This window comes from Agarivorans sp. OAG1 (assembly GCF_037076485.1).
In the GTDB taxonomy this organism is placed as follows: Bacteria; Pseudomonadota; Gammaproteobacteria; order Enterobacterales; family Celerinatantimonadaceae; genus Agarivorans; species Agarivorans albus.
Genome location: NZ_AP028990.1, coordinates 808,037 through 833,984, shown reverse-complemented (window position 1 = coordinate 833,984; position 25,948 = coordinate 808,037). Strand labels below are relative to the sequence as shown.

Annotated in this window: 18 protein-coding genes, 1 tRNA gene and 1 pseudogene; 8 read left to right on the top strand and 12 right to left on the bottom strand. The window is 44.9% G+C overall.

Annotated features, from left to right (window positions below; genetic code table 11):
* The first annotated feature begins 48 nt into the window (after positions 1 to 48).
* Both OAG1_RS03890 and OAG1_RS03885 read left to right on the top strand, forming a co-directional pair.
* The gene (locus OAG1_RS03890; RefSeq protein WP_338624123.1) at positions 49 to 3,480 is read left to right on the top strand and encodes a hypothetical protein; all 3,432 of its coding nucleotides are present in this window, start codon (positions 49 to 51) and stop codon (positions 3,478 to 3,480) included.
* Positions 3,481 to 3,495: 15 nt separating this feature from the next.
* Positions 3,496 to 3,921: a WxcM-like protein gene (locus tag OAG1_RS03885; protein WP_040307117.1), complete on the top strand. Its 426-nt coding sequence runs from the start codon at positions 3,496 to 3,498 to the stop codon at positions 3,919 to 3,921.
* A gap of 36 nt (positions 3,922 to 3,957) precedes the next feature.
* Here OAG1_RS03885 and OAG1_RS03880 read toward each other — a convergent pair whose 3' ends face one another.
* A complete protein-coding gene (locus OAG1_RS03880; RefSeq protein ID WP_152784213.1) occupies positions 3,958 to 4,971 on the bottom strand; it encodes a LacI family DNA-binding transcriptional regulator in 1,014 nt (337 codons plus the stop codon).
* Positions 4,972 to 5,502: 531 nt separating this feature from the next.
* On the opposite strand from OAG1_RS03880, the gene OAG1_RS03875 reads away from it, so the two are divergent.
* Entirely contained in the window at positions 5,503 to 7,095 is a 1,593-nt protein-coding gene (locus OAG1_RS03875) for a glycoside hydrolase family 16 protein (protein WP_338624119.1), read from the top strand.
* Positions 7,096 to 7,172: 77 nt separating this feature from the next.
* Here OAG1_RS03875 and OAG1_RS03870 read toward each other — a convergent pair whose 3' ends face one another.
* The 5 genes and pseudogenes from OAG1_RS03870 to OAG1_RS03850 form a co-directional block, all read right to left on the bottom strand.
* Positions 7,173 to 9,224: a glycoside hydrolase family 16 protein gene (locus OAG1_RS03870; RefSeq protein WP_338624117.1), complete on the bottom strand. Its 2,052-nt coding sequence runs from the start codon at positions 9,222 to 9,224 to the stop codon at positions 7,173 to 7,175.
* Positions 9,225 to 9,683: 459 nt separating this feature from the next.
* A complete protein-coding gene (locus tag OAG1_RS03865; protein ID WP_338624114.1) occupies positions 9,684 to 11,048 on the bottom strand; it encodes a glycoside hydrolase family 30 beta sandwich domain-containing protein in 1,365 nt (454 codons plus the stop codon).
* Positions 11,049 to 11,366: 318 nt separating this feature from the next.
* Positions 11,367 to 11,570: pseudogene (locus OAG1_RS03860) on the bottom strand (glutathione S-transferase C-terminal domain-containing protein); the annotation flags it as partial.
* 384 nt (positions 11,571 to 11,954) lie between these two features.
* Entirely contained in the window at positions 11,955 to 12,329 is a 375-nt protein-coding gene (locus tag OAG1_RS03855; protein ID WP_338624112.1) for an integrase arm-type DNA-binding domain-containing protein, read from the bottom strand.
* A gap of 235 nt (positions 12,330 to 12,564) precedes the next feature.
* Positions 12,565 to 12,651: transfer RNA gene (locus OAG1_RS03850), tRNA-Leu, on the bottom strand.
* A gap of 208 nt (positions 12,652 to 12,859) precedes the next feature.
* Here OAG1_RS03850 and OAG1_RS03845 point away from each other — a divergent pair.
* Complete coding sequence (locus OAG1_RS03845; RefSeq protein WP_338624110.1) at positions 12,860 to 13,330, top strand: RDD family protein; 471 nt, start codon at positions 12,860 to 12,862, stop codon at positions 13,328 to 13,330.
* 2 nt (positions 13,331 to 13,332) lie between these two features.
* On the opposite strand, the gene lptG is transcribed toward OAG1_RS03845, so the two are convergent.
* Together lptG and lptF are read right to left on the bottom strand one after the other, a co-directional pair.
* Positions 13,333 to 14,400, bottom strand: coding sequence for an LPS export ABC transporter permease LptG (gene lptG, locus OAG1_RS03840; protein ID WP_338624107.1), 1,068 nt, complete (start codon positions 14,398 to 14,400; stop codon positions 13,333 to 13,335).
* Positions 14,384 to 15,499 (bottom strand): LPS export ABC transporter permease LptF, encoded by a 1,116-nt coding sequence (lptF, locus tag OAG1_RS03835; RefSeq protein WP_152784291.1) that lies wholly within the window; start codon positions 15,497 to 15,499, stop codon positions 14,384 to 14,386. Before lptF ends, lptG begins: the two co-directional genes overlap by 17 nt.
* Positions 15,500 to 15,691: 192 nt before the next feature.
* Between lptF and pepA the strand changes: the two genes are divergently transcribed.
* From pepA to OAG1_RS03815, 4 genes are all read left to right on the top strand, one after another.
* Positions 15,692 to 17,200 (top strand): leucyl aminopeptidase, encoded by a 1,509-nt coding sequence (gene pepA, locus OAG1_RS03830; protein ID WP_016401647.1) that lies wholly within the window; start codon positions 15,692 to 15,694, stop codon positions 17,198 to 17,200.
* 125 nt (positions 17,201 to 17,325) lie between these two features.
* Positions 17,326 to 17,772, top strand: coding sequence for a DNA polymerase III subunit chi (locus OAG1_RS03825; RefSeq protein WP_040307119.1), 447 nt, complete (start codon positions 17,326 to 17,328; stop codon positions 17,770 to 17,772).
* A gap of 14 nt (positions 17,773 to 17,786) precedes the next feature.
* Positions 17,787 to 20,660 carry a valine--tRNA ligase gene (locus tag OAG1_RS03820; protein WP_338624102.1) on the top strand — a complete coding sequence of 958 codons (2,874 nt, stop codon included), beginning with the start codon at positions 17,787 to 17,789 and terminating at the stop codon, positions 20,658 to 20,660.
* A gap of 60 nt (positions 20,661 to 20,720) precedes the next feature.
* Positions 20,721 to 21,422, top strand: coding sequence for a DUF445 domain-containing protein (locus tag OAG1_RS03815; protein WP_338624100.1), 702 nt, complete (start codon positions 20,721 to 20,723; stop codon positions 21,420 to 21,422).
* 177 nt (positions 21,423 to 21,599) lie between these two features.
* Here OAG1_RS03815 and OAG1_RS03810 read toward each other — a convergent pair whose 3' ends face one another.
* The 4 genes from OAG1_RS03810 to parC form a co-directional block, all read right to left on the bottom strand.
* Positions 21,600 to 22,346: a transporter substrate-binding domain-containing protein gene (locus OAG1_RS03810; protein WP_338624098.1), complete on the bottom strand. Its 747-nt coding sequence runs from the start codon at positions 22,344 to 22,346 to the stop codon at positions 21,600 to 21,602.
* An 84-nt stretch (positions 22,347 to 22,430) separates the two neighbouring features.
* Positions 22,431 to 22,802, bottom strand: coding sequence for a ribonuclease E inhibitor RraB (rraB, locus tag OAG1_RS03805; protein ID WP_152784283.1), 372 nt, complete (start codon positions 22,800 to 22,802; stop codon positions 22,431 to 22,433).
* Positions 22,799 to 23,581: a 1-acylglycerol-3-phosphate O-acyltransferase gene (locus tag OAG1_RS03800; RefSeq protein WP_152784281.1), complete on the bottom strand. Its 783-nt coding sequence runs from the start codon at positions 23,579 to 23,581 to the stop codon at positions 22,799 to 22,801. The genes rraB and OAG1_RS03800 overlap by 4 nt, the downstream gene beginning before the upstream one ends.
* 74 nt (positions 23,582 to 23,655) lie before the next feature.
* A complete protein-coding gene (gene parC, locus OAG1_RS03795; RefSeq protein ID WP_338624094.1) occupies positions 23,656 to 25,947 on the bottom strand; it encodes a DNA topoisomerase IV subunit A in 2,292 nt (763 codons plus the stop codon).
* Between the last annotated feature and the right edge of the window lies 1 nt (position 25,948).

Here is a 25,948-nt window from a genome sequence, read left to right as displayed (position 1 = left end):
TGTAAAGTAAGCGCTTACATGGATTTTAAGCTAATGAAAGAAGAAAACATGGATACATTAACAAAAGACATCACTGGAGAGTTTGTCTCTATTGATGGTGATAAATACTACCAAATCAAAAACGTCGATCAGATGGCCCCGTTTTTTATCAGTGTGGTTTCAGCCAGCGACCATTGGTTATTCATCTCTTCAACCGGTTGTTTATCGGCAGGGCGCATTCGCCCAGAGAACGCTTTGTTTCCCTATAAATCAGTAGATTATATTCATGAGAATGCTGAAAACACCGGCAGCAAAACTATTGTAAAAGTAACGAGCGAAGCAGGCATCCAACAGTGGGAACCCTTCAATCAACACCACGATAGTTTGTACCAATTGCGTCGCAATATTTATAAAAATATTGCGGGTGACAAAATCATCTTTGAAGAGCTCAATTTTGATTTAGGTTTAAGCTTTAAGTACCAATGGAGCAGCAGCGAAAAGTTTGGTTTTGTTCGTCAAGCAACACTCACCAACACCACTCATAAAACACGTGAAATTGAGCTAGTGGATGGCATTCAAAACTTACTGCCGTCGAATACGCCATTCTCAATTATGCAAGGCAGCAGCGCCCTACTTGACGCCTACAAATGGAATGAGCGCGAAGCCAACTCTAGCCTAGCCACTTACAGCTTATACGCTAAATTGAGCGACCGCGCAGAGCCTGCAGAATCACTGTTAGCAACTAGCGTATTCTCGCTAGCGGAAAACTGCCAATCAATACTGCTGTCTAGCCAGCAGTTAGCTGCATTTCGCCGTGGCAGCTCAGTAGAAGACGAACAACTAACACGTGGAGTAAGGGGCTCTTATTTCATTCATAAAAAGCTAACACTTGCCGCCGCCACTCAGGATAGCTGGAGCATTGTCGCCGATGTTGACCAATCACACGCCCAGTTAGCAGAGTTGCAGCAGCAAATCAGCAAGCCGCAACAACTTGAGCAAGCGGTTATGGCATCGGTTGAACAAAACCACCAAGAGCTGCTTAAGCTTATGGCTGGCAGCGATGCTTACCAGAAAACCGCCGAAGATGAGACCAGCGTACACCACTACGCCAACGTATTGTTTAACAACATGCGCGGTGGTGTGGTTGTTGACCAGTACTGGGTTGAAAGTGCCGATTTTGTGAAAACCCTAAAAAATGCCAATACCCAAGTAGCGCTTGACCAAGCAAGCTTCTTAAATAGCTTGCCAGCTAAGATCAACTACGACGAGCTACTGTCGTTAGCGGCTAAACAAAATAGCCCGCAATTATTGCGTTTGTGCCACGAGTACTTACCGCTTACTTTTGGCCGTCGCCACGGCGACCCAAGTCGCCCTTGGAACCATTTCGAGATAAAGCTAAAAGATAACCAAGGCAATCGTTTGTTGTCTTACCAAGGTAACTGGCGTGACATTTTCCAAAACTGGGAAGCGCTAGGTGTAAGCTACCCAAGCTTTATTAAGAGCTTTATTGCCAAGTTTGTGAATGCCTCAACCATTGACGGCTACAACCCTTACCGCATAACTAAAGCTGGGGTAGATTGGGAGTTATTGGAATCTGACGACCCATGGAGCAACATTGGTTACTGGGGCGATCACCAAATCATTTATTTGCTTAAGTTTTTGGAGCAGTCAGACAAATACCAACCTGCAGAGCTAAAAGCCCTGCTAGATACAGAGATCTTTAGCTACGCCAATGTGCCTTACGAGATTTCTTCAGCAGAAGCTATTTTTGCCGACGCCAAAAACACCGTTGAATTTAACGAAAACAAACAGAAAATCATTGAAAGTCGCCAAAGCGTAATGGGCAGCGATGCTCGATTATTACTAGACCAGAACCAAGAAGTCTACTTAGCAAACTTGGCTGAAAAACTATTAGTTCCACTGCTCGCTAAGCTAGGAAACTTAGTGCTAGACGGCGGTATTTGGTTAAATACCCAACGCCCAGAATGGAACGATGCCAACAACGCGATTGTGGGTACTGGCTTGTCCATGGTAACCCTTTATTACATGCGTCGTTATGTTGCCTTTATGCAAAAACTATTTGCCGACAACAAGCAATACGCCATGTCTAAAGAGCTCGCCGAGTGGTTAAGTGCTAGCAGTAAAATTTTACAAGAGGCTAGCCAACTAGTAGCGGCCGCTCCGGTAAGCGAGATCCAACGTAACCAAGTATTACGTGATTTAGCCAAGGCAGCAGCAGATTATCGCCAGTATGTATACCAACATGGCTTCTCAGGCAAAGTAACCGTAAGCGCTAAAGACATTCAAGCGTTGCTTGCTCCAAGCCTAGAGATTATGGATAAGAGCATTGCCAGCAACTACCGTAACGACGGTTTGTACAACGCTTACAACATCATTAACTATAAACAAGATGAAGTGGCTGTAGATTACCTCTACCCAATGCTAGAAGGCCAAGTCGCGGTATTGTCTGCCGGAGTACTCACGCCAGACGAAGCCGTTCACTTGCTTGATAAGTTATATAACAGCAGCATGTTCCGCGCCGATCAAAACACCTTTATGTTATATCCCGATCGTGATTTAGCGGGCTTTGCCAACAAAAACCGAATCGTAGCTGCGCGTGTTGCGGGGAACCCTGCTCTGCAAATCATGCTTGAGAAAAACGACCCACGTATTGTTGAGCAAGATAACCAAGGCCACTACCATTTCAATGCAGATTTCGAAAATGCCGGCGCATTAGCGGCAGCCATCGCGGTTGCAAAAGCAGATTACCCAGAGATCGCCGACCAAGCTTGGCAAGACATTTTTGCCATTTATGAAGAAGTATTTAACCACCAAGCCTTTACTGGTCGCTCTGGCACCATGTTTGGCTATGAAGGCTTAGGTTCGATTTACTGGCATATGGTGTCTAAGTTATTGTTAGCGGTGCAAGAGAACTACTTTGCCGCCTACAACCTTGACCCGCACTCCTTAGCAACTCAACAATTGGCTGAGTACTACTACAAAGTGCGTGCAGGCATTGGCTTTAACAAATCGCCAGAGGTGTATGGCGCCTTCCCAACCGACCCTTACTCGCATACTCCTAAACAAGCCGGTGCACAGCAACCAGGCATGACTGGGCAAGTGAAGGAAGAAATTCTCACCCGCTTTGGCGAGCTGGGTATTCTGGTAGAACAAGGTAAAATTAGTATCAAACCTTCACTACTTAAAAGCAGCGAGTTCTTAAGCGCTGCCGATGAATACCAATACATTGACCCACAAGGCAATACACAAAGCCTAGCACTAGAAGCAAAGCAATTAGCCTTCACCTATTGCCAAGTACCATTTGTTTACGCCAGCACAGAGCAAAGCCAAGGCCAGCTTGTGGTGAGTTATAAAAATGGTGAACAATGGTCGAGCGAGTCCTTAGAAATGAGCGAAGAACTCAGCAAACAAATCTTTGAACGCAGTGGCGAAGTAGCCAAAGTATTTGTATCGGTGCCTAGCCAAATGTTACTGAGTTAAAAAAGAGGAAAAGCAGTGAACAGCCACCTAGTAGAGGTGTCTGATTACAACGCGGCGGGATATGCTCCCGTCGTGGATTTTCAGACCTGGCGAGTCGCCATATTAAACTACATTGATGAGCTCGAAACTGAGCTCATCGACAACTTTCAGTGTCACTTAGCAACCGATGAAGTGTTTGTTTTACTTGAAGGAAAGTGCATTCTATTTTGCGCCGAAACCACTCAAGGAAAGCTCGGAGAGATTGTTGCAACCGACATGCAAGCCGGAAAGCTTTACAACATTAAGCAAGGGGTTTACCACACTCATACACTAAGCCAAGACGCCAAAGTGCTGATTGTAGAAAACCAAGATACTAACGATAACAACTCACCTAAAATCACCGTTTCTGGCGATATTCAGCAACAACTTAGCCACCTAAAAGCCCAGCTTTGGGGCAGCTAAAATCCTGTTTAATCACTTAGGCTATTGGCTAAGTGATTACCCTGCTTTATCGCTATTCAACTGCTTAACTGAGTTACGAATGATTAACTCTGGCGCTAACTTCTCAGTGACTTCGTGGGCTCTGTCATTGATTAAGGCAAGCACGCCTTGAGCAGCTTCGTAACTAAGCTGTTCGATAGGAAAACTAACCGTAGTTAAACGAGGACGGATGTGCTGGCTGTAAGTATCGTTATCAAAGCCAACAATTGAAATGTCTTCACCAATGGTTAACTTGGCATCACTACATACATTATAAACAGCTAATGCAATATTGTCGTTTTGACAAAAGATAGCGGTAAAGCCTTTATTGCGAGACATTAAACGCTGCACAGTTTCGTGATTACCTTCGTGATCAAAGCGGCCTTCAATCACTAAATTTGCATCATAGGCAATGCCCGCCTCGGCGAGGGCGTTGCGATAGCCCTGCAAGCGATCGCGGCTTTCCACTTTACTCATTTGCCCAGTGATGCAAGCAACCTTGGTATGGCCGCTATCGATTAAGTGCTTAGTCGCTAAATAGCCACCCAACTCATTATCAATCCAGATACAACGCCCTGCTAGCTCAGGAATATTGCGGTTTAAGATAATCGACGCAGGCGTATCTTCGGCAATCTTAATTAGTTCGTTGTCTGACAACTTGTCTGAGTGGATGATCAACCCATCAACCTTTTTCGAGGCCAAAAACTCAATCGAATCAACTTCTTTAGTTTTAGATTCCTGGCCACTGGTAACAATAAGGTGCAGACGTTCTTCACGAATAATGTTTTCAGTGTTGTGCATTAAGGGGCCAAAGTATGGACCATCTAAACTACCCACCAGCATGCCAATACTGTTTGAGCGATTAGACGCTAAAGCCTGGGCGAAAGTATTAGGTTTATAGCCGAGTTGTTCTATCGCATTAAACACTTTAACGCGATTTTTTTCCTTTACTGAAGAGTGACCGTTAATCGCTCTTGATACAGTAGCCTGAGACACTTTGGCCAGCTCAGACACTTCCTTTATTGTTATCAACTCATTAACCCTACTGTTCAATACCTGCTTTACTCATGCGCATAGCGCAATGCATGTTACTTTTTACTAAATATCGCCGCAGCTTGCTAGTAATATGAGCGGAAACGGCGATATAGCCAACAAAGTAAACGCTAACAAAATAAACTTGCGCATATTTTGAACACATTATCACACACTCAACAAAGCCAAATGCTACCACCGTACATGTTCACTCACTTCGTGTAGCTACACGTTTACTGAATAAGTCGACCGAAAGAAGGTTTTGCACTTACAGAACACCCAACAAAAAGAAAGCGCTTGCTAAATAAAGTGGGTAAAAAAGAACAGCACACGCAGCGCAGCCAACTAAGCAAGCAAAACCAACACTATGCCAAACTCGCCCAAAACCCCTTTAAACACTAGGTTTTGTGAAGCGATACGCAAATATGAATGACAATTAAGCAGATCCCAAACGACGATATTTAAAGCAATACACACAAATGCTATAAAGAAAGCGCTTACAAAATGATTTTAGCTTAGCAAGGAAGAATAATGATGATTAAGCCGAGTTCTGTTGGAAAACTCTCAGCACTAGCGCTAGCCACCACACTTACAGCTTGTGGTTCCACTTCGTCTTCTTCAGACGGAAGTAGTGGCTTGGTTCAAACTAAACCAGCCAAACAAATTACTGGCGAGCCAGTCACTCCAAGCGACAAATGGAAACTAATTTGGAGTGACGAATTTGACGGTGACGAAATTGATACCCGCAAATGGGGCTTTGAAGAAAACTGTTGGGGTGGTGGTAATAACGAGCAGCAGTGTTATACCAACCGCAAGGTAAATGCCTTTGTTGAAGATGGCAAACTTAACATTGTTGCCAAGAAAGGAAACTTCACTGGTCCAGACAATCCCGACGGTAAAAAAGGCTTAAACAAAACCCTTCCATTCACTTCTGCCCGTTTACGCACCCTAAACAAGAAAGAATGGAAATACGGTCGCTTTGAGATCCGTGCTAAGTTGCCATCGGGTCAAGGGACTTGGCCAGCTATTTGGATGTTACCGTCCGACTGGGTATATGGCGGCTGGGCTGCATCGGGTGAAATTGACATCATGGAAGCAGTAAACCTAAAAGCTAAATCTGATGAAACGGGCGCTATTGGCGAGCCTGAATCACGCATTCACGGCACCCTACACTTTGGTAAAAAGTGGCCCGATAACGCCCACGTAGGCCAAGGTGTAAAATTGCCGAATGGTGCTAACCCAGCAGATGATTACCATACCTATGCTATTGAGTGGGAAGAAGGTGAAATTCGCTGGTACGTTGATAACTACCACTACGCAACACAAACTCACGAGGGCTGGTATAGCCAATATGAGAAAGATGGCATGCTGGTTAATGCAGAATCAGAAGCGCCGTTTAACCAAAAATTCCACTTACTGCTTAACCTCGCCGTAGGCGGTAACTGGGCAGCTAAGGCCAATGAAGGCGGCATTGATGAATCAATCTTCCCTCAAACCTTCTCGATTGATTCAGTAAAAGTATATCGCTGTACCGTGGACCGCTGGAAAGGCAAAGGTTGTGCTGCAAGATCTGACGATGCAGTGTTAGTTGCTGGCGTAAAACCACCAGCTATTTTGGCAGTAGATGATGCCTATGCAGATGGCCCACTATTAGACATTTACAGCGATAGTCTAAACAAGTCTCTAGCCTTTGAAAGCTACAACCCGGTAGACACAGTTAAGTATTCGGAAGTTGACGAAGCGAGTCGCGGTAAAGTGATTAAAGTGAGTAAGAGCAGTGGAGCCGGCAATATTTACTTTAGAGCACCTCTTACCGATTTAAGCCACTGGCTAGAAAGCGGCCAACTCATCTTTGATATTAAAGTTGAAGAGCAAGCCAGCAACGCCAAACTACTGGTGAAACTCGATAGCGGTTGGCCCCACACCAGTGATGTTGAAGTACCATTACCAGCAGAGGGTGAATGGAAAGAAGTTCGCTTAAATATTAAAGATATTCTCGCTGGCGGAAATAGCCATGCAGCAGGTAAGAAAGCTGATATTGCTGCAATCAGCAATCTATTGGTATTTGAACCAAGCGACAAAATGACCTTCAAATTAGATAACATTCGATTTGAGAAAAAATAGCCATGTAAACTGGCACAAAAAAGGGGGGAGAAGCTTAGGCTTCTCCCCCCTTTTTACTTAATAGCATTCAAGCAATGTTAGCTGCCTACCTTGAGTTGATCCCAGTAGAAAACTTGTTCTCCAGCTTCTGCTCCGCGTACACCGTAGTTAAAAAATAAAGTCACTTTGTTGTAGCGAGTATCACTCTGCCAACTTGGCGTGGCTTGGCTAAAGTCAAATATTAGCTGCTCCCACTGCCCTTGGCTTTGAGTAAGCACTTCAACTTCGGCAAAACTATCTGGCTGCTTACTGTCGGTTATCTTTAACCTTACTGGGGTTGCTGCAGCAGGAGAGTACACCCACAGGCTCATGGTTGGCTTAAGCTCATCTAATTGGATAGCCTGGCTAAAACCGGCTCCCTCTCCCAAGCTGGTTCCTGCCCAACCTGCTGCATTGGCTGATTTACGAGTAAGCGCCACACGGCTACGCTGCTTGCTAGGATCTTGGATTAGTTGACTATTATTGCCGCCGAAATCTGAGAAGTAGTAAGCCAAGCCACGTTGGCCAAAGTTAAAGGGCAAACTTGCTTCAGGGTACTCAAAGCGTAGTTTGTCAATTTGCAGATCCATACTGGCTGTTGGCTCGATAACAAACAGATTAACCACTTTGGTCAAATCTACCGACTTGCCAGACACTAAGCTGTTTCCACGAGCGGCTAGATCTGCCACGTTTATCCTCACTTCAGTCCACGTATCTAGCGCTGGTAACTCTACTTCATAATCGCTAGCATTAGGCCAGCCGCTATCCATTTTCACCAACAATTTAGCGCCTTTAGCATGACTAAGTAGCTTTAAATCAAAGATGAGTTGTCCACCCTCCTGCCAATGGTTCATGTTGGTTTCAGGTGCGGTCAAATGCACATTACCGGCTTTGCCTGCTTTACTAATCTCAATCACCTGCCCGCGGTAAGGATCGGCAGTTAGTCGATAGCGCATCGCATTTCTTGGGTCATAACTGTTCAACATTAAGCTGTAGTCCAGTTCATCATCAAATAAGCTAAATCGAGGCCCTTCTGCAAATTGCGTATCCACAGCTACTGTAATCGGAGGCCTAAAGCCTTCAACTAGGTTTGCTTCTTGCGGTACGCTATTGCAACCTTTGCCACTACTTCGCTCCACAGTGCACTGATATACCCGCACATAGTCCACTTCTAATGCCTGCGGAAAAATATCACCATCTACACCTGTGGCATTAGCGTTTTCAGCCCAAGAGCCGCCAATATCGAGATTCAAGCCTAAGTAAAATGCTTGGTCAAAAGGAGCAGCTCCTTCGGCGGTAACCAAGTGACCATTGTTGAGGTATTGGCTATACCACTCATCCTGTCGCTGAGTTGCATAGTGCACATTATCAATAAACCAGCGGATCTCTCCTTCTTCCCACTCCACTGTGTATGTGTGAAAACCATCAGCCGGGTTAATGCCATTAGGCAACTGATAGTCTTTTCCAGAACGTAAATTTTCAGGCACCGCTCGTCCATAATGCAAACTGCCATACAAACGGTCCTCTAAAGCAGAGCTATCAACTCCCTTAGCATCGCTAGGCGTTTTTAAGTTTACTGCCTCTACAATATCAATCTCGCCAGATGCGGGCCATTGTCCGTACTTTTCTTCAGAGGGTAACATCCAGATGGCAGGCCAAGTACCTTGTCCTTGTGGAAGTTTTGCGCGCACTTCAACTCGACCATAACGCCAATCGACCTTACCTTTAGTGCTCAATTTTGCCGAGGTATAAGCTTGTGTTCTTGTAATTCGTTTATCACCACTGGGTAAGCTAGGCCCAGTAAAACTGCCCTTTTTTGCCAGCAGTTTTAAGCTACCGTCAGACACCTGTATATTGGCTTTTCGTTTGGTATAACATTGCTGGCTAGCGCCTCCACCACCCCAGCAATGTTCTTCTACATTCCATTTACGCTGGTCAATCTCATCGGCATCAAACTCATCATTCCATACCAATTGCCAATAGGCTGCCGGGCTGCCTATTGGCTGTGGTAAAGCCTCTGCCGATTGCTTAGCTTGCTCTGTAGATCCACAGGCAAGCAACAATAACGGCACAGGAAGCGCCGCCACCTTACAACAAAACTTAACATTCATTTTGTCATCCTTGTCTTGTTAATTTTGAAAGCGCTTTCTTTATAGCATTGTTGATATCGGCTTAAAACCATACAATCAACACTAGCCTAACCTCTCTGCATATATGCGAACAAACTCACATTTAACAACAACTTGAACAAAATACCGCCTTCCTAAAATAGAACAAACAAGAAAGAAGAAACTAACAATCTAGGCGAGGAAAAATAGAAAGCGCTTACTAAAATAAGTAAATATTGCTTTAGTAACAGTGAGTAAATTGCAGGTGTATCGGTATATTCCTACTCGTTGTTGACTGACAACTATCAGAACGCACTGGCGTAGAGGATAAATAGAATATTGAAAAATCAATTACTTGCTTAAGTACAAAACGCCCGAATTACATCGAGCGTTTTAGTCAATCAAGTGCCAATTAGTATCCGGATGCATCTCAGCGATAAAGCTCACTAACCCAACAAGTGACTATGCTTTTAACACAAAAGTGCTGATCGAGTTATTCGCTAAAGACAGCTCCGCACCTAAGCCATCCACCACCAAAGTAAGCTTGGCCACATGCCCTTCATTTTGCACTACGACGACTCGATCTCCATTGCCATTTTCAAAACTCACCGCATGCAAATTTTCGCCGATCACTTGAGTTTTAATTCGCCTAGCGCCAATCTCAACATAGCGAGATAAATGGCCAATGTAGTAGTATGAGTTATTATAAATCAGTGACTTAGCCTGGCGATTATACATAATGGGAGCCTCGCAGAAGTTCTCTACGTGATTTGGACCACCCTGTTCATTTAACAACAAATTCCAGTCAATCCAACCTTCAGAATAATTATTAAAATCTCCAATTATGTTTCTGCCATAACGCTCACCATTACCCCAAGCGCCTAAGTAGCCACTTTTGTCATTCTTATCTACTGAGGTATCGGTTAGCTCCACACAACCTTCGGTAAAGATAATATGAGTATCTGGGTAAAGGTGATGCACCATAGAAAGGTTTTCGAAATCTTCACTCACATACCAATGATTGCCCACGCCCCATACATATTTAGCGGCCTCTGGGTCACTTAATACAATGGCTGTTCGCTGAACCATAACATCACGATTATGATCCCAAATGACAATCGCTTTATCTTGGTAGCCTGCAGCATGCATAGTTGGGCCTAGGTAATCTTTTATAAAATCGCGCTCTTCCTCTGCGGTATAAAAACATGAGTCCCAGATTTGGTCGGCTTCTGGCTCATTTTGAATACTAATGCCCCAAATAGGTACGCCACGCAGCTCCATTTGCTCGATGAATTTGGTGTAATAATTCGCCCAAGACTGCTGATATTCGGCCAACAGTTTTCCTCCGTAATTCATTTCACCGTTAGATTTCATAAATGCCGGCGGACTCCAAGGCGATGCCAACATAGTGATCGGCTCACCAGCCTGTTCAGCCGCCCTCTTAATCATGGGAATAACCCATTGCTCTTCGTGAGAAAGATCAAAGCTATTAAGCTCACTATCCCCTTCTTCGATATAGGTATAGTTGCCTAAGGCAAAGTCGCAGGAATGAATAGCCACGCGCCCTAATACGTAACCCAAGCCATGTTCTTTATCAAAGTAAGCCTTAATAAATTCCTCTTGTAAGGCCTCTGGCATCTCATAGAAAGTGCTGGCAGCCGCCTCAGTAAATGCGCCACCAAAACCGATATGGCTTTGAAATTTTTCTTTCGAGTTAACCGCAATCATCGATTGCTGCACTTTATAATGAGGCTTAAATTGCACTGGCGCCTGTTCTGCCCAACGCTCTCCTGTGCGCTCAAGTGTTCTATAGTGTGTTGCTTTCATTTACTCACTCAACCTTGTTTATCTAAACTGAGCACAGGTTACAATGAAAGCGCTTTCTTTTTCAATCTACCTAAATCACAAAATAAGAAAACCCAAAAGAAAGAAAAACCACCCGAAAAGCCATTTAAATAAAGGGTCTTTATACAACAGTTATGAGTATATTTTTATATTACCCCTGTATTTTAGCCACAACATAAAAGGAAGCGCTTACAAAATAGGTGTGTATAAATCCTGCTCAGTTTAAGCAATAACACTAGGCTAATGCCGCCATCATGCGATCAATATGCGCAGGCCCTATTGGCCGCACACCAGAAGGATTTAAAGCCTTAATCGAATAATATGGTCGATACTCACCGCCTCAGCCACACCAGGAATGGCTAATATTCGCTGCATATACGCTGTTAACTTGGGGTAATCGGCAACTTGTTTGCGATTGGTTTTAAACAAACCGTAATAAGCAACATCAAAGCGTATTAGCGTTACAAAAGTGCGAATATCGGTTTCGCTAAGCATATCCCCAACTAAGTATTGCTGCTTTACTAGCCTTTTCTCGAGCTCCTCTAATACTTCAAATACCCGTTTACCGTCTGTTAATTAGTACACTTTTCACGATTCTAACTTTAACAACAGTAATCAACATACTGATTATATTTAATTATTTACCTAGTGCAGTTTGCCCAACTCAAACAATAGAGCTCTGTAAGAGGCTGAGCCAATCATTTTAGACTTTCCCTTTTTTTTCAAATGACACTCAATTGAAAAAAACAAAAAGTAGATTGATGTTAGCTGTGCGTCAAATAGTGATTAATTGAGGAAAAGTGAAATTCAATTGCAGAAACTGGATAGGTTGATGACGCGTAATTGAACTCATAACGTTGAGAATCAATTCGGGGAGCTAGTGTATATCTATAGAAGGATTATGAGTATTGTGAATACATGTAACTCTAATAAGCGCCACGCTTTGTTAGCCGTAAGCTCTCCAATGCATTTTTGCTGCTTCCAACGTTCAAACCAGTGTTTAGCAACCACCTTTAGAGTGTGGTTATATTCCTGTTCTGCCTCTTTTCTCATATGTTGACTATGAACTTTAGGATCTCCCCCTGCCGCCGCCAATGCTCTTGCTTCCGCTACTTTCCGGCGGGCATCTGCAAGTGAAACTTCGGGATACTGACCAAAACTAATTATAAAGCGTTTGCCACTGACTGGTGCAACATAATCAAAAAACCACCATTTACTGCCATTGGGTCGTATTCGCAATGGCAAACCACCTCCGTCCGCCAAGGAATACTCTTACTTCTTGGCTTTGGCTTGCTTAGCTTGAGTGTTAGTTAGGGGGTACAGCTGTTCTGGCCATTCGTTCAAGTCTCCATTGACATGGGGTTCCTTGGAATTTATCAGGGGTTACATAAAGATCTGGATTTAACAAGACGACAAAAACGTCTCGGGACTAATAACGGAGGTAAACGTTGATTTTAAAACGCAAAAAAGCCGTCACTAGGACGGCTTTTTCTAAATATGGTACCAGAGGCCGGACTTGAACCGGCACGCTATCACTAGCGGGGGATTTTGAATCCCCTATGTCTACCAATTTCATCACTCTGGCATTTTTTTACCCGCCTTGGCAAGTGATTGGCATTATAAGCTGCGTTTTTAGATTGGCAAGCGCTTTTTGTTTTAAAGCCCACTAAGTGTTTAAGAATTGTGCTAGCAGCCTGTTAGTTAAAGAAAGTCGATGATTTTGCTGCTCAGACTAATTCTCAGCCAGCGCAGATTTGCTACCATACAAGAAATTTCTTAGGGGCAACAAAACCATGGCTAACGCTAGCGCTACCACTTCACTGCCAACCGCAGGTTTCTTTCGTCGTTTAGGGGCTTATATTTACGATGCTTTAATGGCCATTGCTATTGGCATGGTAGCCACCATGCTTGGTTTAGCTGCAGTAGCCATAGGTACCAGCATAGGACTTATTAAGCTTCCTGAAGGGGTTGAACACTCTACTTACCTAGTTGGTCAAATTTGGTTTCAGGGCTTAATTTGGGGCAGCATAATCATGTTTTATATTTGGTTTTGGCATAACCATGGCCAAACCATTGGAATGCGAGCTTGGCGTTTACGGGTGCAAAATAAAGACGGCTCGAACATTTCTTACACCCAAGCACTTATTCGTTTATTCACTTCGGCACTTGGGGTAGGAAATTTGATGGTAATAGTCACCAAAGACAATACTGCTTTCCAAGATATTTGGGGCAGATGCCAAGTGGTGACCTTGCCTAAAAAGTAACGCTAGGTTCTACGATTAATCAAAAAGAAGGCAATACCTAGTACGAGTACACTAGGTATTGAAGCACTGATGTAAGGATGTACCCCGTAAACTAGGCTCATTGAACCAAGCACCTGATCTAAGATGTAATAGCTAAAACCAGCCACCACACCCAACATGATTTTTGCTCCCATACTCGAGCTACGCAGTGGGCCAAATACAAACGACAAAGCCAATAGCATCATAATACCGGTAAGTACCGGCATCATTAACTTACGCGCCAATGCTAGCTCGTACCGTGCTGGATCTTGGCGGTTTTGCTTTAAGTAGCCAATGTAAGAGTACATGCCAGAGATAGACAGATCGTGAGGTTTAACGGTTACTACACTCAGTTTATCGGGAGTTAAGGTGCTGCTCCAAGGGTAGTTCTCATAGCGAGTCTCAATTACCCCATCATCACTAAAGTCGATAACTTTGGCGTCTTTAATCAACCACCGGTTGGTATCATAAACCGCCTGGTCACCTTCAACCTGCTGGTACAACTCTGCATCATCATTAAAGCGATAAATGGTGATGTTAAATAGCTCTTTACTCTCTTGTACTTCGCCAATATTTACAAAGCTTTCACCATCTTTAGCCCACACACCACGCTGCACTGCAACCATGGCTCCGCCCGACATTTTACTGGAGCGCAACTCTTTAGCGGCCATGTCTGCGCGAGGAGCGACGTACTCACCCAGCAACATCATCACAATCATCATTGGTACTGCAGTTTTTAGAACTGCTACCGCAATATTAAACCGTGATAAACCCGAGCTTTGCATGACCACTAATTCACTAGTGCTAGCTAAAGAGCCTAAGCCAATCAATGAGCCAAGCAGCGCCGCCATGGGGAAGAAGATTTCAAGCTCGCGAGGCACGCTAAGTAATACATACCAAAGGGCATCGGCAATTTGGTAATCGCCTTGCCCCACGCTACCCAGCTGCTCAACAAATTTCACGATCATGCTCAAGCTTTGCAAAGTCACAAGAACTAGCAAGCTAGACATGATGATGGTGCGGCCTATATACCAATCAAGAATCCGAAACACAGGCCTTTCCTTTAACTTTTCCGCGAACTTTCAAATAATACTCACTGCGTATAAACAAATAGCTGAGCGAAATAAACAACATCAAGGCATGTACCGACCACAAACCGACTTCTGGCGGTATTTTACCTTCTTCTAGCGCACTTCTTGCAGCGCTCAGCATTAGGTAATAACTTAGGTACAACAAAATAGCAGGCAGCAATTTGGCATAACGGCCTTGGCGTGGGTTCACTGCCGCTAAGGGCACTACCATTAAGGTTAAAATAGGAATAGTAAGCGGCAGAGAAATACGCCATTGCAACTCGGCAATTTGGGTTAAGTCCTCAGAGCCAATTAACTGTTTTGTGGGTAAAGACCACAAGCGGCGCTGCGATTGATTACCTTCTTGTTCGCGTAAATACACTCGATAACGTTCGAAGTGTAGGATGCTGTAATCCAGTTCCTCCGGTGCTTGCTCATAACGTTTACCATTGCTTAGCACCATCCATTGAGAGCCATCGGTTCGCCGCTCAATGCCTCCTTCTTCCGCCATAACCACTGAAGGGCGAGTATCGCTGCCCTCGGCAGGCGTATGCGCTACAAATACTTTTTCAAGATGTTGGCCTTTGTTTTCAATTTGCTCCACAAAGGTCACCACCCCGCCGCCCAAAGACTCAAAGCGCCCTTGAACCAACACCGATATGCCAGCTTCAGCATCCATTTGGTCAAATAGCTGTTGCTCTAACTCGTTGGTATATGGGCTTAAATACAAGGTGTTAAAACCTGCGGCCGCAGTAGACAGCAAACCCAGCACCATAGTATCGCGCAGCAACTGGGCGGTACTATAACCACAGGCTTGTAGCACCACCATTTCACTGTCTGCGTATAAACGGCCATGAGCCACCAAAACGCCGATAAACATACTTATTGGTAGGATAAGAATCAAAAAGGCAGGCATGTTCAATAACATGACCTTGGCGATAATTTCACCCGCAACGTTGCCTTCGGCAGCTTGAGATAAGACTCGAACAAACTTTTGCGAGGTAAAAATCAATAACAAAACAGCCAACACCGCCAGTTGGGTTTTTGCTGTTTCTCTAAATAAGTAACGGAATATTAGCACTCAGTCATTCACTTCAAACATAGAACTTTGCTGGTAATAGCAAAAAATTCAGATAAACTTTCTATTTTTTACAGTTTCACATAGCAATATGTGCCTGTATAGCTCATATTTATTTAAACAGTAGATAGAATCGGCCACCCGTTCTAGCAGGTTAGCTATCTTAACCCAGTTTTGGAGATTGTAGGAGTATTCATGGAGTTTAGCGTAAAAAGCGGTAGCCCGGAAAAGCAACGTAGTGCGTGTATAGTTGTAGGTGTGTACGAACCACGTCGTTTATCGCCCGTTGCCGAACAACTCGACAAAATTAGCGACGGCTATATTAGCGCTTTATTACGTCGCGGCGATTTAGAAGGCAAAGCCGGCCAAGTACTGTTGTTGCATCATGTACCTAACGTATTAAGCGAGCGGGTATTATTAGTTGGCTGTGGTAAAGAGCGCGAACTAAACGAGCGTCAGTACCGTCAAATTATTACCAAAACCATTAATACCCTAAACGAAACGGGTTCTATGGAAGCAGTATGTTTCTTACCAGAGTTGCATGTTAAGTCTCGCAACACCTACTGGAAAGTTCGCCAAGCAGTAGAAACCACTCAAGAAACGCTCTACAGCTTTGATATGCTGAAAAGCAATCGCGAAGAAACCCGTCGCCCACTGCGCAAAATTGTATTTAATGTGCCTACCCGCCGTGAGCTCACCATTGGTGAAAGCGCCGTTCAACACGGTTTAGCAGTAGCTCAAGGGGTTAAACACGCTAAAGACCTAGCCAACTTACCCCCCAACATTTGTAACCCTGCTTATTTAGCCGAACAAGCTAAAGAGTTACAAAGCAACTACGACAACGTAAAAGTAACCACCTTAGGTGAAGCGCAAATGGCGGCACTTAAAATGGACTCATACTTGGCTGTAGGTCGTGGTTCAGATAACGAATCAATCATGAGTGTGATTGAGTACTGCGCACCAGGCTGCGAAGACCAAAAACCAATTGTATTGGTGGGTAAAGGGCTTACTTTTGACTCAGGCGGTATTTCACTAAAACCAGGCGCAGGCATGGATGAAATGAAATACGACATGGGCGGTGCTGCAGGTGTTTATGGCACCATGAAAGCGCTGGCCGAATTACAGTTACCGCTTAAAGTTACCGGCATTCTTGCCGGTTGTGAAAACATGCCTGGCGGCAACGCCTATCGCCCAGGTGATGTTATCACCACTATGTCGGGCATTACTGTAGAAGTGCTAAATACCGACGCTGAAGGCCGCATGGTATTGTGTGATGTGCTCACCTATGTAGAACGTTACGAGCCAGAGCTAGTGATTGATGTAGCCACCCTAACCGGTGCCTGTGTCATTGCGCTAGGCCATCACACTACTGGTTTAATGACGCCGCACAACCCACTTGCACACGACTTACTTAATTGTGCTGAGCAAAGTGGTGACAAAACCTGGCGACTACCTTTAGGCGAAGAGTATCAAGAGCAGCTAAACAGTAACTTTGCCGACATGGCCAATATTGGTGGTAAAACCGCAGGCTCTATCACTGCAGCTTGTTTCTTGTCGCGCTTTACTAAAAAGTACAACTGGGCTCACCTAGATATTGCCGGTACAGCTTGGAAGAGCGGCGGCGAAAAAGGCGCAACTGGTCGCCCAGTACCATTGCTTACTCAATTCTTAATTAGCAAAACTGATCAAGAAATAGAAGAATAAGCCAATACGCTTATTCACTAGAAGGGAGCATTTGCTCCCTCTTTTCTTTTCAGAGCAAAATTTCTTGCTCAAAGGCCTAAAACTAAGCATTGCCGTGCATATTTCAAACAAGTAGTCTCTAGCGTATGAAAGCGAAATTTTATATCATGCCCGATTCTGTCATCACTGACAGCGAAGCGTTCGATAAAATAGTGTGCGATGTGCTTGCACAATACTATCGAAACGGGGAGCGCATACAGGTGTATACCTCTTCCAAGCAGCATGCAGAGCGGATTGACGAAGTGCTTTGGCAATTTGAAGCCGAGCAATTTGTGCCGCACAACCTCAGTGGTGAAGGCCCCCAAGGAGGGGCGCCTGTCGAAATATCGTGGCAGGCACCTAGGCAACGTCGCCAGTGTTTAGTGAACCTCACTGAAACGGCACCAGATTTTGCTAGAAATTTTCAACATATTATCGATTTTGTGCCAGCAGATGAAACCGGCAAGGCTGCGGCTAGAGAACGTTATCGAGTGTATCGCCAACAGGGTCTACAATTAGACACCGCAGCGTACACAAACCCAGAAATTATATAGAGTCAGTACATCCAATGGAAAAGACCTACAACCCAAGCGCAATTGAACAAGCGCTATATCAAGAATGGGAACAACAAGGCCACTTTAAGCCGCATGGCGATACCACTAAAGACGCCTACAGCATTATGATCCCACCGCCAAACGTCACTGGCAGCTTGCATATGGGACATGCGTTTCAAGACACCATTATGGATACCTTGATCCGCTACCAACGCATGCAAGGTAAAAACACCTTGTGGCAAGTGGGTACTGACCACGCCGGCATTGCAACCCAAATGGTGGTAGAGCGTAAAATTGCCGCGGAAGAAGACAAAACCAAACACGACTATGGTCGTGAGGCTTTCATCGACAAAATTTGGGATTGGAAGGCAGAATCTGGCGGCACAATTACTAAGCAACTACGCCGTTTAGGTGCCTCGGTCGATTGGGAGCGAGAGCGCTTCACCATGGACGACGGCATGTCTAAAGCCGTAGAAGAAGCCTTTGTACGCCTTTACGAAGACGATCTTATTTACCGCGGTAAACGCCTAGTTAACTGGGATCCAAAACTGCACACTGCTATTTCTGATCTTGAAGTTGAAAACAAAGAAAAGAAAGGCCACATGTGGCACCTGCGCTACCCGCTAGCCGATGGTGAAACCACCAGTGAAGGTAAAGATTATTTGGTGGTTGCCACTACTCGTCCAGAAACCATGTTAGGTGATACGGGTGTTGCGGTTAACCCAGAAGATCCTCGCTACAACGCCCTTATTGGCAAGTTCATCGAGCTACCATTAGTCGGTCGCCGTATTCCTATCGTAGGTGACGAACACGCCGATATGGAAAAAGGTACTGGTTGTGTAAAAATCACTCCCGCTCACGACTTTAATGACTGTGAAGTTGGCAAGCGCCACAAACTTCCAATGATCAACATTCTTACCTTGAATGCAGACATTCGCGACGCAGCCGAAGTATTCACTAGCAATGGTGAGCCATCTGAAGTTTATTCAACGGATATTCCGGCAGAGTTCCAAGGTTTAGAGCGCTTTGCTGCACGTAAAGCCATTGTGGCCAAGTTTGACGAGTTAGGCCTGTTACAAGAAGTAGCCGACCACAACAACACTGTACCTTACGGTGACCGAGGCGGCGTAGTAATTGAGCCAATGCTGACCGACCAATGGTATGTACGTGCCGCGCCGCTAGCTAAAACCGCTACCGAAGCAGTAGAAAATGGCGACATCAAATTTGTGCCACAACAATACGAGAATATGTACTTCTCTTGGATGCGAGACATTCAAGATTGGTGTATTTCACGCCAACTTTGGTGGGGCCACCGCATTCCCGCTTGGTACGATGAAAGCGGCAAAGTGTATGTTGGTCGTAACGAAGCAGAAGTGCGTAGCAAACACAGCTTAGGTGATGAAGTAAATCTACGCCAAGATGACGACGTACTAGATACCTGGTTCTCTTCAGGTTTATGGACATTTGCTACTCAAGGTTGGCCAGAGAAAACGCCAAACCTTGCTACCTTCCACCCTAGTGACGTATTGGTAACCGGGTTTGACATCATCTTCTTCTGGGTAGCCAGAATGATCATGATGACAATGTACTTCATCAAAGACGAAAACAACAAGCCTCAAGTACCTTTTAAAACGGTATACGTAACGGGGCTTATTCGTGATGAAAATGGCGACAAGATGTCGAAGTCTAAAGGCAACGTACTTGACCCTCTAGACATGATCGACGGTATCGATTTAGAAAGCCTAGTGACTAAGCGCTGTGGCAACATGATGCAGCCACAACTTGCTAAAAAGATTGAAAAAGATACCCGTAAAACTTTCGAAAACGGCATTGAAGCCCACGGTACCGACGCCTTACGTTTCACCCTAGCCGCTATGGCGACCACCGGTCGTGATATTAACTGGGACATGAACCGCCTTGAAGGTTACCGGAACTTCTGTAACAAGTTATGGAATGCCAGCCGCTACGTATTAATGAATACCGAAGAGCAAGACTGCGGCCTCTCTTCACAAGAGCAGGGCGGAGAAATGGAATTTTCTCTAGCAGACCGCTGGATCGAAGGCCAATATCAGCAAACCATCAAAGCTTACCGTGAAGCATTAGATACTTACCGCTTCGACATTGCTGCCCAGCTAATTTACGAGTTCACCTGGAACCAGTTCTGTGGTTGGTACTTAGAACTAACTAAGCCAGTGCTGTTTAAAGGCAACGAAGTGCAGCAACGTGGTACTCGCTTTACTTTGCTAAACATTTTAGAAAGCTTACTGCGTTTAATGCACCCAATCACGCCTTACATTACCGAAACTATTTGGCGTCAAGTTGCGCCATTGGCCGGTAAAGCACAGGCCAGTGATAGCATTATGCTGCAAAGCATTCCAGAGTTTGATGCCTCGCGTATTGATGAAGCAGCGGTAGCCGATTTAGAGTGGCTTAAACAATTTATTTTGGCGATTCGAAATATTCGCGGTGAGATGGACATTAGCCCTAACAAACCGCTTAACGTTCTATTGAAAAACGCCTCAAGCGAAGACTTGCGCCGCTTAAACGATAATGCACCGTTCTTGGCTTCTCTAGCTAAACTAGAAAGCACCACCGCATTGGCAGAAGGCGAAGCGGCTCCGGCCTCAGCAACTGCAATTTTAGGCGACATGGAGATACTTATCCCTATGGCTGGCTTAATCGATAAAGATGCAGAGCTAGCACGTATTGGCAAGCAACTTGAGAAACTAGAAAAAGAGCTAGCAAAAGTGTCTGGCAAGCTATCAAATCAAAAGTTTGTCGCCAATGCACCTGAGCAAGTTATTGCTAAAGAACGTGCCAAACTAGACGAAATGGAAAGTGCTAAGGCTAAGTTAGTGGCCCAGCAAGGGACCATCGCCGCCCTTTAGTTTGTAACTTATGACAAAGTCCTCCAGTGGAGGACTTTTTTATTTGTGAAAGGATAAACAATGAACAAGAGTTTACTCACTAACTTAGCCACTTTGCTACTGGTAGCTGTAGGCTATTTTACTGCCAATGACTTAATCTTCTCGATTGGTTTGTTTGCTCTATCCGGCGCATTTACCAACTGGATAGCGGTGCATATGTTGTTTGAAAAAGTGCCCGGTTTATATGGCTCTGGAGTTATTCCTGCGCGCTTTGATGACTTTAAAGCAGGCATTAAACAGTTAATGTTGACCCAGTTTTTTACTGCAGAAAACATCGACCGTTTTCTTTCTGATGCGAGTGGAAAAGCGGTGCAATTAAATCTGCGCCCAGTGATTGATAAAACTGACTTTAGCCCCGCTTATCATGCCTTGGTAGATACTATCGAAAACTCATCTTTTGGCGGAATGCTAGCGATGGTTGGTGGCAAAGAGGCACTCACTCCACTTGAGCAGCCTTTTGTAGAAAAACTCAAAGATGCTGTTATTGAAATTAGCCAAGATGAGCAGTTTAGCGAAGCACTCAGAGAAGAATTAGAGCAACCTGAACACCTAGGTGATGTGCAACAAAAAATCACCTTAATCATCGAGCAGCGGCTTGCTGAGCTCACTCCGCAATTGGTTAAACAAATCATCCAAGAGATGATTCGCAAGCACCTAGGCTGGCTGGTCGTTTGGGGCGGTGTTTTTGGTGGAATGTTTGGCCTAATACATGGCTTAGTGTAAGTTGTAATAGCAATCACCCTAAGTAAGTGACCAGAAACAACGCAGGAAAAATACTCGAGAATAAGGGCGGATTTTTCGACAAGTAGTTATTCTACAGTCAAAAATTCTAACGCAGTTATCGAGTATTGTAACCAAATAGAATGAACAGTTACTTAGTATGATTGGTGTACCATCCAGCTAGTTGCTGCCAGCTAGCTGTTTTCCTGCTATCAAGGCGTCTATCTCTCCACTATCTAACATCGCTTGCAGTAAGTTTGAGATTTCTTGCTGACGCTCAACTAAGGGTGACAGCTTTGAGATAGCCAAATAAACAGGGCGCTGTGTTTGCTGGCGATAATCAGCATGTTTAAACCATGAAGCAATGCCCTGCTCTTTTAAGAAATAATCCCCTTCCACGCAAGACATCACCACGGCATCAACTCGCTGACCTTTGAGTAAACGAAACGCCGACAGGTCATCAATAACCTCATGTTTGCTCAGCCCTTGGTCTTGGTCGAAACGCTTGAAATAAGCCACCTTGCTTTGTACCGCGATAGTCAAGGAGTACAAGTCTTGATAGCTATTTAGATCAAATTGGCTGTCACGCTTCAAGTAAAAACAATTACTTTGAAAGCTTCGATAAGCAGGCTCCACAAACGTCATATACTGTTCGCGCTCAGCATTTCTATAAAGTCCGGTCATTACGTCGCTTTCGCCCATCAGCATGTGCTTTAAGCAACGCTTCCAGCCACACCCTTTGGTATTTAATTGTAAATCCAGACGCGCACTTAAAACCTTAAGCAGCTCTATTTCTATCCCAGTCAAGCTACCGTCGGATTCAATGGTTCGCCATGGCGGCCAATGCGCATTTGCGGTAGTGAGGGTTTGTTGTGCCCAAGCTGGGTAGCTAAGCAGCAAACACAGAAAAATGCGCAACCAAGTCACAGCTAGTCCTTTAAGCTTATGTTGTTAATAGTGTAGTCAAAAAAAAGGCGCTAAATGCGCCTTTTAATAATGAATAGTTAAAGCTTATTGCTCGTCTTCTTCACCAGATTCGAAGTAGGTACCCCAACCATCGTAAATCACTTTATGTTTGTCAGCGATTTTGGCTAAGGTTTCTATATCTTCTTTAATCCCATCGGCTTCAAGAGAGGCTTCAACAATCACGTCGAAACACCATACTTTTCCGCCATCTTCTAATTCAGCTTCTTCGGCATCACTTACTTCAAAACCTGCTTTAAAAACGTCTACAGCAGCTTTTTCAAGCACTTTAAAGTCTTTACTAGCGATGTGATGCTCAATGGTATATTCGGCGTCAGGATCGCTGCCATCGGCCAACAACTCTTGGATAATCAGATCGGTTTCTTCTTGCCAATCACTGATAATTTGCTGCATGCTCATGCTTGCTCTCCCACCGCGGCTTGATTTAAATCGACTTGTTTTTTATGAACTTCTTGGTAATCGGCGGCTTCGCCACGCGCTTCCATGGTCAGCTCATAGATGCGTTGTTCCATAGTATCGTGCAACTGGCTAATTTCGGCACGTAAATTGTCTTTCCATTGGCTCACATCTATCGGCTTACCCACTTCTACAATCACTTTACCGTTATTCCAACGGTTCAGCTTTACTTGGCCATGAGTAGACGAGCAGCAAATCGGTAACATTGGTACCTTAGCTTGCATGGCAAGATGAAAAGCGCCGGTTTTAAAGGCTTGTAAACCGCGACCGTAGCTACGTGTCCCCTCAGGGAACATCCATACCGAAAGATGGCGTTTATCGATAGCTTCGGCGGCTTGTTTAATCGTATCAGCGGCTTTGCTACGGCGGTCACGGTCAATAAGAATGTTACCGGTGATCCAGTAAATTTGGCCAAAAAATGGAATTTTAGCCAAACTCTTCTTACCAATCGATACTACCCCTTTGCGCAAGGCAAAAGGCAGAGTGAACATGTCGTAGCTGTTTTGATGGTTGGCGATCCACACTGCTTTATCGGGAATATCATCGCTTAAATATCTAAGCTCTACTTCAATACCCACAAAGCGACCACATTTTGCGATAAGTACACCAATTTGATGCACTAAGTCGGGATGGCGAGGCCGCGTTAAACAGTACAAAATCACAAACGGAAATGCCGTCAGCATTACCAAGGCAATAAACAAAATTCGAATTACGGCTAACATGGCACCCCCATTAAAACAGCCCGCAGTATACGCGCTGTCATTTAGGTGAACAAGTGTAAGCTGAAAAACTTAATCTAAGCGTCATCTGTTGTTGGCTCGTCATTTTCTAAGGCAATGGCCTCAATTTCAATGCCATCAACACGTTGCAAACCACGCGGCAGTTTATTACCACGACGACCTCGCTCGCCACGGTAATGATCTAAATCGCTAGGTTTTAGGGTAAGTTTACGTTTACCGGCAAACAAGGTGACCGATGCATCGGCGGGCACCACTTGCAACAGGGTGACGTATTCTTCGCGATTTTTAACCCGCGCCGTTGGAATGCTTATTAGTTTATTACCTTTACCTTTTGCTAGCTCTGGCAGGCTGGTAAGTGGGAAGACTAACATGCGCCCTTCGTTGGAAATGGCTAAGCAGCTATCGGTATCGTAACTGCGCACTTCAATCGGCGCGAGTACCTTGCTGCCCGCTGGCAGATTTAGGTAAGCCTTACCGTTTTTGTTTTTGCTAAGCATGTCGGCATATTTGCCAATAAAGCCATAACCAGCATCCGAGGCAATTAAATAGCGCTGTTCATCATCGGCCATCACCACATGGCTAAACATTTCACCAGGTGCAGGATTAAAGCGCCCAGTTAAAGGTTCGCCCTGGCTACGTGCAGACGGCAGAGTATGTGAATCTAATGCGTAACTTCGCCCTGCGGTATCGAAGAATACCGCTTGTTGGTTACTTCGCCCACTAGCACTACCAAGGAAGCTATCGCCCGCTTTGTAGCTTAGGCCCTGCGCATCTACGTCGTGACCTTTAGCAGCTCTTGCCCAGCCTTTTTCCGATAAGACCACGGTAATGGCTTCGTTAGGCATGAGTTCTTTTTCGCTTAAGGCTTTAGCTTCTGAGCGTTCCACTAAAGGTGAACGACGCTCATCACCATAGGTTTCAGCATCGGCTATGAGTTCTTTCTTAAGCAATGTGCTCATACGACGCTCACTGCCTAATAGCTTTTCAAGCTTATCACGCTCTTCAGCAAGTTCGGCTTGTTCGCCGCGAATTTTGATTTCTTCAAGTTTGGCAAGTTGGCGCAACTTGATTTCAAGAATCGCTTCCGCTTGTTTATTAGATAAACCAAAGCGTTCCATTAAGGCGGCTTTAGGTTCATCTTCGGTACGAATTATTTCAATCACTTCATCAATATTAAGGAAGGCAATCAACAAGCCATCCAAAATATGTAAGCGTGCCAGCACTTTATCTAAACGATACTGGAGGCGGCGGCGCACTACATCACGGCGGTAGCGTAGCCACTCACTTAATATTTGCACTAAACCTTTCACTTGTGGGCGATTATCTAAGCCCAGCATGTTGAGGTTAACTCGGTAATTACGCTCCAGATCTGTAGAAGCAAACAAGTGATTCATCAGCTGATCAACATCTACTCGGTTTGAGCGAGGAACCACTACGATACGGGTGGGGTTTTCGTGATCTGATTCATCACGTAAGTCCACCACCATTGGCAGCTTTTTAGCCTGCATTTGCGCGGCGACTTGCTCCAAGACTTTGGCACCAGACACTTGGTGTGGCAGTGCCGTAATCACTACCTCACCATCTTCGGTATGAAATACTGCACGCATCTTCACCGAACCACGACCAGTTTCGTAGATTTTACGAATGTCTTTGGCTGGCGTGATAATCTCAGCTTCGGTGGGGTAATCAGGTGCTTGAACGTGCTCTAGTAAGTCTTCAAGTTGCGCTTTTGGATTATCTAGCAAATGCACACAAGCATTAGCGACTTCTTTCACATTATGTGGCGGAATATCGGTAGCCATGCCCACCGCAATGCCGGTAACACCATTTAGCAAAATGTGTGGCAAGCGCGCTGGCAGCGTCTTAGGCTCATTCATTGTGCCGTCAAAGTTAGGGATCCAATCACAAGTTCCCTGACCTAACTCGCTCAGTAATACTTCTGAGAACTTAGATAGCTTGGCTTCGGTATAACGCATTGCCGCGAAGGATTTTGGGTCATCTGGCGCACCCCAGTTACCTTGCCCATCCACCAGAGGGTGGCGATAGGAGAATGGCTGAGCCATTAATACCATGGCTTCGTAACAGGCCGAGTCACCGTGTGGGTGATACTTACCCAGTACATCACCCACGGTACGTGCCGACTTTTTGTATTTCGCATTGGCCGATAAACCTAGCTCCGACATAGCGTAAATAATGCGTCGTTGCACCGGTTTTAAGCCGTCACCAATATGCGGTAAGGCGCGATCCATGATGACGTACATGGAATAGTTTAAATACGCCTGCTCAGTGAAGTTACTCATTGATAGGCGTTCTACGCCCTCTAAACTGAGTTCATTGGCATCACTCATG

Bases quoted from the DNA above. Each gene is read 5' to 3' on its own strand.
- OAG1_RS03890 (WP_338624123.1), top strand. From the start codon at position 49: ATGGATACATTAACAAAAGACATCACTGGAGAGTTTGTCTCTATTGAT.
- OAG1_RS03875 (WP_338624119.1), top strand. From the start codon at position 5,503: ATGATGATTAAGCCGAGTTCTGTTGGAAAACTCTCAGCACTAGCGCTA.
- OAG1_RS03870 (WP_338624117.1), bottom strand. From the start codon at position 9,224: ATGAATGTTAAGTTTTGTTGTAAGGTGGCGGCGCTTCCTGTGCCGTTA.
- OAG1_RS03865 (WP_338624114.1), bottom strand. From the start codon at position 11,048: ATGAAAGCAACACACTATAGAACACTTGAGCGCACAGGAGAGCGTTGG.
- OAG1_RS03845 (WP_338624110.1), top strand. From the start codon at position 12,860: ATGGCTAACGCTAGCGCTACCACTTCACTGCCAACCGCAGGTTTCTTT.
- pepA (WP_016401647.1), top strand. From the start codon at position 15,692: ATGGAGTTTAGCGTAAAAAGCGGTAGCCCGGAAAAGCAACGTAGTGCG.
- OAG1_RS03825 (WP_040307119.1), top strand. From the start codon at position 17,326: ATGAAAGCGAAATTTTATATCATGCCCGATTCTGTCATCACTGACAGC.
- OAG1_RS03820 (WP_338624102.1), top strand. From the start codon at position 17,787: ATGGAAAAGACCTACAACCCAAGCGCAATTGAACAAGCGCTATATCAA.
- OAG1_RS03815 (WP_338624100.1), top strand. From the start codon at position 20,721: ATGAACAAGAGTTTACTCACTAACTTAGCCACTTTGCTACTGGTAGCT.
- rraB (WP_152784283.1), bottom strand. From the start codon at position 22,802: ATGAGCATGCAGCAAATTATCAGTGATTGGCAAGAAGAAACCGATCTG.
- OAG1_RS03800 (WP_152784281.1), bottom strand. From the start codon at position 23,581: ATGTTAGCCGTAATTCGAATTTTGTTTATTGCCTTGGTAATGCTGACG.
- parC (WP_338624094.1), bottom strand. From the start codon at position 25,947: ATGAGTGATGCCAATGAACTCAGTTTAGAGGGCGTAGAACGCCTATCA.